At 71.7% G+C, this 15,315-nt stretch carries 8 protein-coding genes; 5 read left to right on the top strand and 3 right to left on the bottom strand.

What is annotated here, in order from left to right; translation table 11 throughout:
- Positions 1–58: 58 nt before the first annotated feature.
- Positions 59–2,473, bottom strand: coding sequence for an endopeptidase La (gene lon, locus QF032_RS26450; RefSeq protein ID WP_307045863.1), 2,415 nt, complete (start codon positions 2,471–2,473; stop codon positions 59–61).
- A gap of 345 nt (positions 2,474–2,818) precedes the next feature.
- Here lon and QF032_RS26445 point away from each other — a divergent pair, with 345 nt between their 5' ends.
- Positions 2,819–3,838, top strand: coding sequence for a DUF5954 family protein (locus QF032_RS26445; protein ID WP_307057729.1), 1,020 nt, complete (start codon positions 2,819–2,821; stop codon positions 3,836–3,838).
- A gap of 311 nt (positions 3,839–4,149) precedes the next feature.
- On the opposite strand, the gene QF032_RS26440 is transcribed toward QF032_RS26445, so the two are convergent.
- Positions 4,150–5,031 carry a rhomboid-like protein gene (locus QF032_RS26440; RefSeq protein ID WP_373430383.1) on the bottom strand — a complete coding sequence of 294 codons (882 nt, stop codon included), beginning with the start codon at positions 5,029–5,031 and terminating at the stop codon, positions 4,150–4,152.
- Positions 5,032–5,247: 216 nt separating this feature from the next.
- Here QF032_RS26440 and QF032_RS26435 point away from each other — a divergent pair, with 216 nt between their 5' ends.
- The 4 genes from QF032_RS26435 (at position 5,248) to QF032_RS26420 (ending at position 12,003) form a co-directional block, all read left to right on the top strand.
- Positions 5,248–5,934 carry a spermidine synthase gene (locus QF032_RS26435; RefSeq protein ID WP_307045858.1) on the top strand — a complete coding sequence of 229 codons (687 nt, stop codon included), beginning with the start codon at positions 5,248–5,250 and terminating at the stop codon, positions 5,932–5,934.
- 122 nt (positions 5,935–6,056) lie between these two features.
- The gene (locus tag QF032_RS26430; protein ID WP_020130720.1) at positions 6,057–6,797 is read left to right on the top strand and encodes a response regulator transcription factor; all 741 of its coding nucleotides are present in this window, start codon (positions 6,057–6,059) and stop codon (positions 6,795–6,797) included.
- Positions 6,794–7,909: a sensor histidine kinase gene (locus QF032_RS26425; protein WP_307045856.1), complete on the top strand. Its 1,116-nt coding sequence runs from the start codon at positions 6,794–6,796 to the stop codon at positions 7,907–7,909. Before QF032_RS26430 ends, QF032_RS26425 begins: the two co-directional genes overlap by 4 nt.
- Before the next feature lie 302 nt (positions 7,910–8,211).
- Entirely contained in the window at positions 8,212–12,003 is a 3,792-nt protein-coding gene (locus tag QF032_RS26420; protein ID WP_307057727.1) for a multifunctional oxoglutarate decarboxylase/oxoglutarate dehydrogenase thiamine pyrophosphate-binding subunit/dihydrolipoyllysine-residue succinyltransferase subunit, read from the top strand.
- Positions 12,004–12,197: 194 nt separating this feature from the next.
- Here the strand turns inward: QF032_RS26420 and fxsT are convergent, their stop codons facing one another.
- On the bottom strand, positions 12,198–15,239 hold the full coding sequence (gene fxsT / locus QF032_RS26415) for an FxSxx-COOH system tetratricopeptide repeat protein (protein WP_306949323.1): 3,042 nt from the start codon (positions 15,237–15,239) through the stop codon (positions 12,198–12,200).
- Between the last annotated feature and the right edge of the window lie 76 nt (positions 15,240–15,315).

The raw sequence follows: 15,315 nt of genomic DNA, 5'->3' as shown, positions 1-15,315 counted from the left end.
GGGAAGCCGCAACAGCATCCCCACGGGTTCCGGGCCCCCGCCTCTCCCACGGCGTCCGTCACGCCGCCACGGGAACCTCCGGCGTCGCACCGTTCGCGGCGGGCGCGAGCGCCAGCTCCAGCACCTGGCGGACGTCCGTGACGGCGTGGACGTCGAGCGTGTCCAGCACCTCCGCGGGGACGTCGTCCAGGTCGGGCTCGTTGCGCTTGGGGATGATCACGGTGGTGACGCCCGCCCGGTGCGCGGCGAGCAGCTTCTGCTTCACGCCGCCGATCGGCAGGACCCGGCCGGTGAGGGACACCTCGCCGGTCATCGCCACGTCCGTGCGGACGAGCCGACCCGACAGCAGGGACGCGAGGGCCGTCGTCATGGTGACGCCGGCGCTCGGGCCGTCCTTGGGGACCGCGCCGGCCGGGAAGTGGATGTGCACGCCCCGGTCCTTCAGGTCGCCCACCGGCAGCTCCAGTTCGGCCCCGTGGCTGCGCAGGAAGCTGAGGGCGATCTGCGCCGACTCCTTCATCACGTCGCCGAGCTGACCGGTCAGGGTCAGGCCCGCCGCGCCCGTCTCCGGGTCGGCCAGCGACGCCTCGACGTACAGGACGTCGCCGCCCGCGCCGGTGACCGCGAGACCGGTCGCGACACCGGGCACGGCGGTCCGGCGCTCGGCCGGGTCCTGGGCGGACTCGGGCACGTGGTGCGGCCGGCCGATCAGGGCGCGCAGATCCTCGTCACGGATGGTGAACGGCAGCTTCCGCTCGCCCAGTTCGTGCTGGGCCGCGACCTTGCGCAGCAGCCGCGCGACGGTCCGCTCCAGGGTGCGCACGCCCGCCTCGCGGGTGTACTCGCCGGCGAGCTTGCGCAGGGCGCTCTCGTCGAGGGTGACCTCGTCCTTGTCCAGGCCCGCCCGCTCCAGCTGGCGCGGGAGCAGGTGGTCGCGGGCGATGACGACCTTCTCGTCCTCGGTGTAGCCGTCCAGGCGGACCAGCTCCATACGGTCGAGCAGCGCCTCCGGGATGGCCTCGAGCACGTTGGCGGTGGCCAGGAACACCACGTCCGACAGATCGAGTTCGACCTCCAGGTAGTGGTCGCGGAAGGTGTGGTTCTGCGCCGGGTCGAGCACTTCGAGGAGGGCGGCGGCCGGGTCGCCCCGGAAGTCGGAGCCGACCTTGTCGATCTCGTCGAGGAGGACCACCGGGTTCATCGACCCGGCCTCCTTGACCGCCCGCACGATCCGGCCGGGCAGCGCGCCGACGTAGGTACGGCGGTGGCCGCGGATCTCGGCCTCGTCGCGGACGCCGCCGAGGGCGACGCGGACGAACTTGCGGCCCATGGCGTGCGCGACGGACTCGCCGAGGCTCGTCTTGCCGACGCCGGGCGGGCCGACGAGGGCCAGGACGGCGCCGCCGCGCCGGCCGCCGACCACGCCCAGACCGCGCTCGCCGCGGCGCTTGCGCACCGCCAGGTACTCGGTGATGCGCTCCTTCACGTCCTCCAGGCCCGCGTGCTCGGCGTCGAGGACGGACTTGGCGCCCTGGATGTCGTACCGGTCCTCGGTTCGCTCGTTCCACGGCAGTTCGAGGACGGTGTCCAGCCAGGTGCGGATCCAGGATCCCTCGGGCGACTGGTCGCTGGACCGCTCCAGCTTGTCGACCTCCTTGAGGGCGGCCTCGCGGACCTTCTCCGGAAGGTCGGCGGCCTCGACGCGGGCGCGGTAGTCGTCGGACTCCTCGCCCTCCTGCTCGCCGTTGAGCTCGCGCAGCTCCTTGCGGACGGCTTCCAGCTGGCGGCGCAGCAGGAACTCGCGCTGCTGCTTGTCGACGCCCTCCTGGACGTCCTTGGCGATCGTCTCGGCGACGTCCTGTTCGGCGAGGTGGTCGCGCAGCTGCTGGGTGGCGAGCTTCAGCCGGGCCACCGGGTCGGTGGTCTCCAGGAGCTCCACCTTCTGTTCGGTGGTGAGGAACGGCGAGTAGCCGGAGTTGTCGGCGAGCGCGGAGACGTCGTCGATGGCCTGGACCCGGTCGACGACCTGCCAGGCGGCGCGCTTGCGCAGCCAGGCGGTGGCGAGCGCCTTGTACTCCTTGACCAGTTCGGCGACGTGACCGGGCAGCGGCTCGGGGACGGTCTGGTCGGCCTTCGTCCCCTCGACCCACAGCGCCGCGCCGGGCCCGGTGGTGCCGGCGCCGATCTTCACGCGGCCGCGGCCGCGGATCAGCGCGCCCGGGTCGCCGTCGGCCAGCCGGCCGACCTGTTCGATCGTGCCGAGCACACCGGTGCTCGCGTACGTGCCGTCGATACGCGGCACCAGGAGTACCTGGGGCTTGCCCGGTGTTGAACGGGCGGCGGCCTGGGCGGCCTCCACCGCGGCGCGTACGTCGGCGTCGTTGAGGTCCAGCGGAACCACCATGCCGGGGAGCACGACCTCGTCATCGAGAGGCAGCACGGGCAGAGTGAGCGGAGCGGACGTCGATGCCATGATCTCCCCTTCGGCAGTCAAGTTGAGCTATGCCGACTCAATGCACGTGAGCCCCCGAATGTTCCCCGGAACCCGTCCCGTTCGCTGTGGGCGATCATCACTGCTCCGGCGGGGGGTGCCGGGCGCGTGGCGGGCGGGCACTGTACGAGCCCTCGGCGCGGGGCGTCGAGTCGTCGCCGGCGAGCGCGGAGTTCACGGGGACGCACGGAGGCGACGTCCGCCGGACGAGGGGGCGCACCCCGTGCCGCCGCACGACGGGCCACGCCCCCCGCGCCCCCTGCCCGTACCCCGCCCACTTCCGGCATTCGCCCCGAAGCACCCCTTCGCCCCGACCACAATGCGCGTATGACCGATGACTGGAAGCGACGTCTCGACGCCCTCCACGCGGAGCTGGTCCTCCGCGACGACCCCGTCGCCTGGGTGACCGAGGCGGACGCCGTCGAGGCCTCCAGGCGCTACCCGCACATCGCGCTGCGCGGTCCCGTCTTCGGCGTCGCCGCGCTGGACCCGGCCGCCGAGGGGCCGTGCTGGCGGCTGCTGAAGCCGGTGGTGGACGGCATGCCCCAGCAGGCCCGGGACGGGCTGAACTCGCACCTCTGGTTCCAGGCGAAGGACGGCGCCGGCGATCCGACCGTGCGGCGCGAGCTGCTGAGTGCCGTCGCCCTGCTGGAGCGGGCCCCCGCCGACGAGGTCGAGGCGCTGGGGGTGCGCTACCGGGTGGTGCGCGGCGACGAGTTCGCCCGGACCGGCGACGAGGGGCTGGAGCCGCCCCGGCCCACCGACCCGGAGGTCCCGGGCGCCTCCTGGGAGGACCCGGGCGCCGCGCCGTCGCCGGACGTGGGCTTCGCCCTCGACCCCGGCCGGGACGAGGGGCCGATGGCGGGCGCGCTGCGGCTCGGACTGCGCGACTTCACGTACACGGGCGCCCGCTTCCCCGCCGACGTCCGCGAGGACTCCGCACGGGCGGCGCTGACCCACCCGGACGTGGTCAGACTGCCGGTCGGCTTCTCGGTGGCGGAGCTCGAGGGCACGGACTGGACGCCGTTCGGCTCGCTGGCCGCGACCCCGCACGAGGCGCGCCGCGCGCTGTACGAGGGGATGGCCCGCGTCTGGGCGATGCTCTACCGCTTCGACGAGCGCAAGAAGGCCCTGTACGCGCGGGCCGCCGAGGCGTTCAGGGCGGCCGGCCGGGCCGACGAGGCGAGCGTGGAGGGCCGCCGGTTCCGCGTCTGCCGCGTCGAGCGGATGATCCGGCTGGGCCCCGACGGTCCCGAACCGCCCCGCCCGTCCGACGTGGACGAGTACGGCCCCATGAAGCTCCACCCCACCCTCTGCGAGGACGGCACGGTCCGCTTCAACGACTGAGACCCGCCCGGCCGGTCCGGTGAGCGCGGGCCCGGCCGCACTCCGTCCGACCGGCACCCGTCCGTCCGCCCCCTGCCCGGCCGGAACGTGACCGACCGGCACCACCCGTCCGGCCGGCGCCCTGTCCCACAGGCACCCGTCCGACCGGAACGTGACCGACCGCCACCTGTGCGGCCAACACCTGCGACCGGCACCTGCCCGACCGGAACTCGCCCGGCCGGAACATGTCCGGCCGGAACCTGCCCGGCCAGGCCCCGTCCGGTTGACGCCCGGTTGCGGGGCCGGCGCTCACGAGCCGGACAGGCGCGCGCTCACGCCGCGGGGAGGGGCTCCGCGGGCCGAGGGCGGGCCGGTCGGCCCCTCAGATCCCAGCGCCGGACCCACGGCCAGAGGGCGACGCCTATCGCCAGCGCGATCAGATGGCCCCAGTTGGTCAGCGGGTCGGTGTAGGCGATCAGGTCCTGCAGCAGCATCCCGCCGAACGCGACGAGCAGGAACCCGCGCAGCCACGGCCCCAGCAGTCCGGCCAGCGCGCCGACGCTCCCGGCGACGCCGAAGCTGATGCCGTAGTCGAGTCGGTGGAGCGAGCTGTCGGGCAGCCGCCCCACCAGCACGCCCAGACCCACCGGGACCTCGGTCGCGAGGGTGGCCAGCACGTGTCCGAGCAGGAAGACGACCGCGGTGCGGGCCCCACCGATCCGCCGTTCCAACGCGGTGAGGACGACCACGAAGCCGAGCGTGAAGGGCGAGGCGAAGCCGCCCGCCACCCACAGCGCGCTGGCCACCAGCACCAGCGCCGGCGTCTGCAGCAGGTGCGCCACATCGGTGCTGGAGCCCTGGTAGAGGGCGTACACGAGGGTGGGGTCGGCATGCTCGGCGACGTACGAAGTGACGGCGAGGAGGGCCGCATAGGCGAGCGTGAAGGGGACGGGGACCCGCACCCGGAACCCGGCCGCGCGCCGGGGGCGCGGGGCGGGGCCCGTCCCCGCGGGCGGCTCGGCCGGACCTTCCGCGCCGCGTTCGCCGGGCCGTCGGAGGAGCGGCGGGGCGGGCCGCGCGCCGCGCTGGCCGGGGATGCCGTCCAGCAGACCGGCGGCGTCGGGCAGTTCCACGGCGTCGGCGATCCCCGTGCCGCCGGGGATTCCCGCGGCGCCGGGCAGGGGCGGGCTCGTGGGTGAGGTCGTGCGTTCCACCTGAGGCGCTCCTTCCGTTTCACCCCCACCCTTCGCGCCCCGCCCGCCCGCTGTCTGTGATCCGCGCCACGCCCAGGCCGATTCACAGAAACCTCTGAGACTCCTCTCGGCCGATTCTCATGCGGCCGAACCCGACTCGAACGTCAGTACGTCAACTGCGCCTGCCGTACACGGATTTCCCTCGATCGGCCGCCGGCGGACTGCCAGGATGGGCTCATGCCTCTCCCGTACGACATGCCCGACGCCCCGGAAGTGCTGGACCGTCGCGAGGGCCCCTATGGCGAGGTGGTCCTGCGCCGGCACGGGAAGCTGCTCCAGATCATCGCCAACGGCTGCTTCCTGATGGACACCTCGGACGGCCGCTCGGAGCGCCTGCTGGTCGAGGCGGCGCGTGCGGCGCTCGACGGCCGTGCGGCCCCGCGTCTGCTGATCGGCGGCCTGGGCGTGGGCTTCTCTCTGAGCCACGCGGCCGCCGACCCGCGCTGGGGCGGGATCACCGTCGTGGAGCGCGAGCGGGCCGTGATCGACTGGCACCTCGACGGCCCGCTGGCCGCCTTTTCCGGGCCGGCGCTCGCCGACCCCAGATCGACGATCGTGGCAGCGGATCTCCTCGACTACGTCCATGAGACTCGCGACACATTCGACGCGGTATGCCTGGACATCGACAACGGGCCCGACTGGACCGTCACCGAAGGCAACGGAAGCCTGTACTCCCCCGCCGGACTCGCGGGCTGCGCACGGGTGTTGAGACCGGGCGGTGTACTGGCCGTATGGTCTGCCCGGCCCTCTCCGGAATTCGAGGGAACCTTGCGGAATGCCGGGTTCCAGCAGGTGCGTACCGAAGAGATCCCGGTTGCCCGAGGAGTGCCGGACGTCGTGCATCTCGCCGTCCGGCCTGGATAGCAAAGCCGTGGTGACTCCCCGTACGCTGCACCCCTGACGCCGATCATTTACGCGTCAACCGCAGTCATGCGCAGACATGGGATCACCCCACTGGTTCCGGAAAGCACACTCAGGGGCGGGCGATGGAGCAGACACACACCGCACACAACAGCACGGCGACCGCCACACCGGGCGCGCAGCGGCGCGTCCTGGTGGTCGAGGACGATCCGACGATCGTCGACGCCATCGCGGCCCGCCTGCGCGCCGAGGGATTCCTCGTGCAAACGGCGGGCGACGGTCCGGCGGCCGTCGACACGGCGGAGGCCTGGCAGCCCGACCTGCTGATCCTCGACATCATGCTGCCCGGCTTCGACGGGCTGGAGGTCTGCCGTCGCGTGCAGGCGTCCCGTCCGGTGCCGGTGATGATGCTCACCGCGCGCGACGACGAGACCGACATGCTGGTCGGACTCGGCGTGGGCGCCGACGACTACATGACCAAGCCGTTCTCCATGCGGGAGCTGGCGGCACGCGTGCACGTGCTGCTGCGCCGGGTGGAGCGGGCCGCGATCGCGGCGACCACGCCGCGCAGCGGGATCCTGCGGCTCGGCGAGCTGGAGATCGACCACGCGCAGCGCCGGGTGCGGGTGCGCTCGGAGGACGTGCACCTCACGCCCACCGAGTTCGACCTGCTGGTCTGCCTGGCGAACACCCCGCGCGCGGTGCTCTCCCGTGAGCAGCTCCTCGCCGAGGTCTGGGACTGGGCGGACGCCTCCGGCACCCGCACGGTCGACAGCCACATCAAGGCGCTGCGCCGGAAGATCGGCGCCGAGCGGATCCGCACGGTGCACGGCGTGGGCTACGCGCTGGAGACCCCGACGCCATGAGCCCCGGGCAGGACGGACCCAGAAGCCCCGCTCCCGGAACGGGGGAGCCCTGGGGCCGTGTGCGCCCGTTCTCGATCAAGACCAAGCTGGGTGCGCTGGTCGTCATCTCGGTGCTGATCACCACGGGTCTGTCGATGATCGCGGTGCACACCAAGACCGAACTCCGCTTCATCACGGTCTTCTCGATGGTGGCGACGCTGCTCATCACGCAGTTCGTGGCGCATTCGCTGACCGCGCCGCTGGACGAGATGAACACGGTGGCCCGGTCCATCTCGCACGGCGACTACACCCGCCGGGTGAGCGAGAACCGCCGCGACGAGCTGGGCGACCTCGCCCAGACGATCAACGTCATGGCGGACGAGCTCGAGGCGCAGGACCGCCAGCGCAAGGAGCTGGTCGCCAACGTCTCGCACGAGCTGCGCACGCCCATCGCGGGTCTGCGCGCCGTCCTGGAGAACGTCGTCGACGGCATCGCCGAGGCGGACACCGAGACGATGCGCACCGCGCTGAAGCAGACGGAGCGGCTCGGGCGGCTGGTGGAGACCCTGCTGGACCTGTCCCGCCTCGACAACGGCGTCGTCCCGCTGCGCAGGCGGCGCTTCGAGGTGTGGCCGTACCTGTCGGGCGTGCTGAAGGAGGCCAACATGGTCGCCTCGGCGCGCGCCACGATGGGGTCGGGCGGCAGCCACACGCGCACGGACGTCCATCTGCACCTGGACGTGTGCCCCCCGGAGCTGACCGCGCACGCGGACCCGGAGCGCATCCACCAGGTCGTCGCCAACCTGATCGACAACGCCGTCAAGCACAGCCCGCCGCACGGACGGGTGACGGTGAAGGCGCGGCGCGGGCCGCTGCCGGAGTCGCTGGAGATCGAGGTCCTGGACGAGGGGCCCGGCATTCCGCGCTCGGAGTGGCGCCGCGTGTTCGAGCGGTTCAACCGGGGAGCCGTCCGCCGGCCGCACGGGCCGGGCAGCGACGGCGGTACGGGGCTGGGGCTGGCGATCGCCCGCTGGGCGGTCGATCTTCACGGAGGCCGGATCGGAGTGGCCGAATCCGAGCGGGGCTGCCGGATTCTTGTCACTCTTCCGGGAGAGTCCTCCGTCCCGAGTTGACGTAAAGTGCGAAGCGGAGCCGCAAGATCCACCGGTGTTCGCCCTGTCGGACACGTGTGATCAGGCAGAGCGCCGACGCAGGTCGGCGAAGGGCCCGCACGCCCGTCGTGCGTGACGTGCATCAGCACACCCTTTTGACGCGTAACCGCGCTTGTTTCCCGCCATTTCCACCCCCGAAACGCCCTCTCCGATGTGACTTACGCGACGATGGACGGGCCCGGCCTGACTCTCCCCCTCATGGGGGCGTAGCCTTTATTCCCGCTGTCCATCACCTTGTGAAGCGGAAGAGGGCGGTTGCCGCCGTGTCGCCACAGTCCCCCAGTAACTCCAGCATCTCGACCGACGCAGACCAAGCGGGCAAGAACCCCGCTGCCGCGTTCGGACCGAACGAGTGGCTCGTCGACGAGATCTATCAGCAGTACCTCCAGGACCCGAATTCGGTAGACCGCGCCTGGTGGGACTTCTTCGCCGACTACAAGCCAGGGGCCGCTGCCCCCTCGGCTACGGCGGGTACTGCGGCCGCGGGGGCCGCAGCGACCACCACCGCGCCCCCCGCGTCCGCCGCCCCGGCCCAGCCGGCCCCCGCCGCCGCTCCGGCTCCCGCCCCGGCCCCGGCCGCCGTGCCGAAGCCCGCGGCCGCCGCTCCCGCCCCGGCGAAGCCGGCCCCGGCCCCCGCGGCCAAGCCGGCCGCCGCGGCGAAGCCCGCGGCCCCCGCCGCCGCCGAGGGCCCGGAGTTCGTGACGCTGCGCGGCCCGTCCGCCGCGGTGGCCAAGAACATGAACGCCTCGCTGGAGCTGCCCACGGCCACGTCCGTGCGCGCGGTCCCGGTGAAGCTGCTGTTCGACAACCGCATCGTCATCAACAACCACCTCAAGCGCGCCCGGGGCGGGAAGATCTCCTTCACGCACCTGATCGGCTTCGCGATGGTGCAGGCCATCAAGGCCATGCCGTCGATGAACTGGCACTACGCGGAGAAGGACGGGAAGCCCACCCTCGTCAAGCCGCCGCACGTCAACTTCGGCCTGGCCATCGACCTGGTGAAGGCCAACGGCGACCGCCAACTCGTCGTGGCCGGCATCAAGAAGGCCGAGACGCTGAACTTCTTCGAGTTCTGGCAGGCCTACGAGGACATCGTCCGCCGCGCCCGCGACGGCAAGCTGACGATGGACGACTTCACCGGCGTCACCGTCTCGCTGACCAACCCCGGCGGCCTCGGCACCGTGCACTCCGTGCCGCGTCTGATGCCCGGCCAGTCGGTCATCATGGGCGTCGGCTCGATGGACTACCCGGCGGAGTTCCAGGGCACCAGCCAGGACACCCTGAACAAGCTCGGCATCGCCAAGGTCATGACGCTCACGTCGACCTACGACCACCGGGTCATCCAGGGCGCGGCCTCCGGCGAGTTCCTGCGGATCGTCGCGAACTACCTGCTCGGCGAGAGCGGCTTCTACGACGAGATCTTCGAGGCGCTGCGCATCCCCTACGAGCCGGTCCGCTGGCTCAAGGACATCGACGCCAGCCACGACGACGACGTCACCAAGGCCGCCCGGGTCTTCGAGCTGATCCACTCCTACCGGGTCCGCGGCCACGTCATGGCCGACACCGACCCGCTGGAGTACCGCCAGCGCAAGCACCCCGACCTCGACATCACCGAGCACGGGCTCACCCTGTGGGACCTGGAGCGCGAGTTCGCGGTCGGCGGCTTCTCCGGCAAGTCCCTGATGAAGCTGCGCGACATCCTCGGCGTGCTGCGCGACTCGTACTGCCGCACCACCGGCGTCGAGTTCATGCACATCCAGGACCCCAAGCAGCGCCGCTGGATCCAGGACCGCATCGAGCGCCCGCACACCAAGCCGGAGCGCGAGGAGCAGCTGCGCATCCTGCGCCGGCTGAACGCGGCGGAGGCCTTCGAGACCTTCCTGCAAACCAAGTACGTCGGCCAGAAGCGCTTCTCGCTGGAGGGCGGCGAGTCCGTCATCCCGCTGTTGGACGCGGTCCTGGACTCGGCCGCCGAGTCCCGCCTGGACGAGGTCGTCATCGGCATGGCCCACCGCGGCCGGCTGAACGTCCTCGCGAACATCGTCGGCAAGTCGTACGCGCAGATCTTCCGCGAGTTCGAGGGCAACCTCGACCCGAAGTCGATGCACGGCTCCGGCGACGTGAAGTACCACCTGGGCGCCGAGGGGACCTTCACCGGCCTGGACGGCGAGCAGATCAAGGTCTCGCTGGCCGCGAACCCCTCCCACCTGGAGACGGTCGACCCGGTCATCGAGGGCATCGCCCGCGCCAAGCAGGACATCATCAACAAGGGCGGCTCGGACTTCACGGTCCTGCCGGTCGCCCTGCACGGCGACGCCGCCTTCGCGGGCCAGGGCGTGGTGGCCGAGACCCTGAACATGTCGCAGCTGCGCGGCTACCGCACCGGCGGCACGGTCCACATCGTCATCAACAACCAGGTCGGCTTCACGGCCGCCCCGGAGTCCTCGCGCTCGTCGATGTACGCCACCGACGTGGCGCGCATGATCGAGGCCCCGATCTTCCACGTGAACGGCGACGACCCGGAGGCCGTGGTACGCGTCGCGCGGCTCGCCTTCGAGTTCCGCCAGGCGTTCAACAAGGACGTGGTGATCGACCTCATCTGCTACCGCCGCCGCGGTCACAACGAGTCGGACAACCCGGCCTTCACCCAGCCGCTGATGTACGACCTGATCGACAAGAAGCGCTCGGTGCGCAAGCTCTACACCGAGTCCCTGATCGGTCGCGGCGACATCACCCTGGAAGAGGCCGAGCAGGCGCTCCAGGACTACCAGGGGCAGCTGGAGAAGGTCTTCACCGAGGTCCGCGAGGCCGTCACCGCCCAGCCGAGCGCGGGCCCGGTGTCGGACCCGCAGGCGGAGTTCCCGGTCGCCGTGAACACCGCGATCTCCGCGGAGACCGTCAAGCGGATCGCCGAGTCGCAGGTCAACATCCCCGACTACTTCCACGTCCACCCGCGTCTGCTGCCGCAGCTGCAGCGCCGGGCGTCGATGGTCGAGGACGGCACGATCGACTGGGGCATGGGCGAGACCCTCGCGGTCGGCTCCCTCCTCCTCGAGGGCACGCCGGTCCGGCTGTCCGGCCAGGACTCCCAGCGCGGCACCTTCGGCCAGCGCCACGCGGTCCTCATCGACCGTGAGACGGGCGAGGAGCACACCCCGCTCCAGTACCTCGCCGACGAGCAGGCGCGCTACAACGTCTACAACTCCCTGCTGTCCGAGTACGCGGTCATGGGCTTCGAGTACGGCTACTCGCTGGCCCGCCCCGACGCGCTCGTGATGTGGGAGGCGCAGTTCGGCGACTTCGTCAACGGCGCGCAGACGGTCGTCGACGAGTACATCTCGGCCGCCGAGCAGAAGTGGGGCCAGACGAGCGGTGTGACGCTCCTCCTCCCGCACGGCTACGAGGGCCAGGGCCCGGACCACTCCTCGGCCCGCGTCGAGCGCTTCCTCCAGCTCTGCGCCCAGAACAACATGACGGTCGCGATGCCGACGCTCCCGTCGAACTACTTCCACCTCCTGCGGTGGCAGGTGCACAACCCGCACCACAAGCCGCTGGTCGTCTTCACCCCGAAGTCGATGCTGCGGCTGAAGGCCGCCGCGTCGAAGGCGGAGGAGTTCACGTCGGGCCAGTTCCGCCCGGTCATCGGCGACACGTCGGTCCAGGCCGACGCGGTCAAGAAGGTCGTCTTCTGCGCCGGCAAGGTGTACTACGACCTCGAGGCCGAGCGGCAGAAGCGCGGCATCACGGACACGGCGATCATCCGCCTCGAGCGGCTGTACCCGCTGCCGGGCGCCGAGGTCCAGGCCGAGGTCAACAAGTACCCGAACGCCGAGAAGTACCTGTGGGTGCAGGAGGAGCCGGCCAACCAGGGCGCCTGGCCGTTCATCGCCCTGAACCTGATCGACCACCTGGACCTGGCGGTCGGCGCCGACATCCCGCACGGCGAGCGTCTGCGCCGCATCTCGCGGCCGCACGGCTCGTCCCCGGCCGTCGGCTCGGCGAAGCGCCACCAGGCCGAGCAGGAGCAGCTGGTCCGCGAGGTCTTCGAGGCGTGACCCGCTGACCGTCGAGAGAGCATCGGCGGCGTGATCCACGGCGAAGGGCCCGTCCCCCGGGCATGTCGGGGGGCGGGCCCTTCGCCGTGCGTCTGTGCGTCTGTACGGCTGTGCGTCTGTGCGTCTGTACGGCTGTTTCTGCCGGTCGGTCCGTGCGGCCGCGCGGATGCGTGGATACACGGCCGACGCCGGCCTCAGATGACCTGGGGTTCGAAGTCCCAGTAGGGCCGGTTGCGGGAGCGGGCCGAGACGGTGTGCGGGTGCTTGCTGCCCAGCGTCGCGTCGAGGTCCGACAGGGCCTCCTGCTCGACCTTCTCCGCCTGCCGCCGGTCCCGCAGCCCGCGCAGGTCGGCCGCGTGGGCGATACGCGCCGACAGGGTCAGCGGGTGGGTGCGCCCGAGCGTCTCGACGGCCCGGCCCACCGTGTCGTGGCTGAGCTCGGCCGCGCTCTCGGTGTCGCCGACGATGTTGCGCAGGGCGGAGGCGTTCAGGGCGCAGCCCAGCGTCCAGGGGTGGTGCTCCCCCACGGCGTCGGTCATCGCGGCGAGCGCCTGCTCGAGGAGGACGTGGCCCGCCTCCCGCTCGCCGACGTTGCGCAGGATCAGCGCCTGGTTGGCGCGGGCCCCGGCGACGAACGGATGCTCGTCGCCCAGCATCACCTCGTACCGCGCGACGACGGCCTCGCTGAGCTCGCGGGCCCGGTCGATGTCGCCGTGCTCGCGGGCGTAGCAGCTCTGGGCCGTCGCGAAGATCAGGGTCAGCGGATGCGTCTCGCCGAGCACCCGCTCGCCGCGCTCCAGCACGCTGGAGAGCAGCTCGCCGGGCTCCTCGCGTTCGGCGCCGCGGTCGCGGCCGCGGTCCCGCTCGCCGAGGCGGTAGCGGCACAGGGCGAGGTTGTGCTCGGCCTTGAGGGTCTGGGGGTTGTCGCGGCCCATCACGAGGCGGATCTCGCGCACGTTCTTCGCCTGGATGGACTCGGCCTCGGCGTAGCGGCCGAGCAGCCGCAGGTCGATGGCGTAGGAGATCTCGGAGCCGAGGGTCCACGGATGGCGGGCCCGCAGGAGCAGGCGGCGGGACTCCATGGTCCGCCGGTCGTGCTCCAGGGCCTCCGGGTAACGGCCGAGCAGCCGGAGCGAGACGGCGAGGTTGTTGAGCGAGTTGAGGCTGCGCGAGTCCTGGTCGCCCAGCAGGTCGCGGTAGGCCACCAGGACCCACTGGGAGAGTTCCAGCGCCTCGTCGTAGCGGCCGAGGCCGCGCAGGTCCGCGGCGAGGCCGGCGGCGGCCCGCAGATGCTCCAGGTCCTGCGGGCCGCGCTCCGCCTTCAGGTGCTCGGCGGCGGCCCGGCTGAGGGCCTCGGTGGCGGCGTAGTCGCCCACGGCCCGCAGCAGGTTGGTGTAGTGGTAGGTCAGCTCCCAGATCCGGGGGTGGGTCGGGCCGAGCAGTTCGCGCCAGGCCTTCATGGCGCGTTCGCCGAGTTTGATGCCGGCGACGTACTCGCCGGAGAAGTACATGTAGCGCAGGCAGTTGAAGACCAGTCGCTGGACGGTCGGTTCCTGGGTCTGCAGCACGTCGGCGTACTTCAGGTGCGGCACGATCTCGGCGTATCCGGGCCACAGGTCGGGGTCGGTGGGCCGGCGCGGGTCGGCCGCGGCGAGGGCCAGCCGGACGACGTCGATGAACTCCTTGCGGTCGGCGTCCGGCATGTCCTTGTGCACGATCTGGTGGACCATGCGGTGCAGGTACAGCGACTCCCCGGAGCCGGCGCCCTCGTCGCCGACGGCCTCGTGGGACTCCAGGCGGACGACGGAGTACTGGCGGAGCTGGTTGATCGCCTTGTTCCACAGCAGCGGGTCGTTGAGCAGCCCGGCGAGCTGTTCGGGCAGTTCGTCGCTCGACATCTCGCGCAGCAGCCGGACGGGGATGAAGCCGGGCGCGAAGAAAGTGCACAGCCGCAGCAGGTCCACGGACTCGGGGACGGTCTCGCGGAGTTTGTTCAGCAGTATCGACCAGGCGGTCTGGAAGGCGAGCGGGAAGTCCGCCGACACCTTCACCACGTCGCTGTCGATGCCGCCGTCCAGCAGGGCGATGTACTGGCGCACCGACAGGTCGGAGTCGTTGAGCCAGCCCGCCGTCTGGTCCAGCAGCAGCGGCAGGTCCTCCAGGGCGTCCGCGAGCTGGTCGGCCTCGCCCTCGGACAGCCGGGGCGCGCGGCGCCTGATGAACGCCACCGACTCGTCGCGGGCGTAGACGGGCACCTCCAGCAACTTGCTGTTGTGCTCGGTCCATTCGGGGTTGCGGGAGGTGATGATGACGTGGCCGGGACCGGTGGGCACCAGGTCCCAGATCTGGTCCGGCTCGTCGGCTCCGTCGAGGATCAGCAGCCATCGCCCGTACGGGTCGCCGCGGCGCAGCGAGTCACGGACGGAGCGCAGTCGTTCGCCGTACTCCTGGCCGGTCTGCAGGCCCAGTTTCGGGGCGAGTTCGGCGAGCAGCCGGCGGTAGGTGACGCGTTTCTCGGCGTTGACCCACCACACGACGTCGTACTCGGATCCGAACCGGTAGACGTACTCGGCGGCGGTCTGGGTCTTGCCCACGCCGGACATGCCGTGCAGCGTGACCACGCCGGCGCCCGGCTCCGCGCCCTGCAGCAGGTGGTAGGCGTCGTTGAGCAGCGACTCGCGGCCGGTGAAGCGGGTGTTGCGGCGCGGCACCCCGCCCCAGACCTCGGGCATCGCGGCCGGGAAGCGGGGACCGCGGCGGGCGCCGTCGGGGGTGTCGGGCTGCGGCTCGAAGGGCAGGTCGAGCCGGTCGAGCAGACGGCGCTCGGCTTCCTCGGCGCCCATGTTGGTCAGGTCGACGGGGGCGAGGACGGCGGTCGCGGCCGGTACGGAGGCCGTCGTCACGGAGACGGCGGCGAACCGGGACGGGTCGGGGGCGACGACCTCGCGCAGTGCCGTGTTCCACTCCTCCTGCGTACGGGGTCCGAGCTGGAAGTACCACTCGCTGACGACGATGAGGATGCGGCCCTCGGCGAGTTCCAGGTCGCGCAGCAGATCGACCAGGGGAACGTCGGCCGGGGAGTCCCAGCGCAGGTACACCACGCGCAGGCCGCGGCGTTCCAGCCGGTCTCCGATCCAGGCCGCCCAGGCCCGGTTGAACCCCGCGAAATGGATCGTGACCGCCTGCCTCGCGGCCCCTCTTCCGGTTGCCCCGACCGGCGTACGAGCTCCAGACATGCAGCGGCCTCCAGCACGTAGTACCTCGAAAATCCTAGGACCTCGGCGCGGCGCGCGTAAGTCCGCCGACCTCTTC

The organism is Streptomyces achromogenes, from assembly GCF_030816715.1.
In the GTDB taxonomy this organism is placed as follows: Bacteria; Actinomycetota; Actinomycetes; order Streptomycetales; family Streptomycetaceae; genus Streptomyces; species Streptomyces achromogenes_A.
Note: the sequence above shows the minus strand (reverse complement) of the source record. Positions and strands in the feature narration are given on the sequence as shown.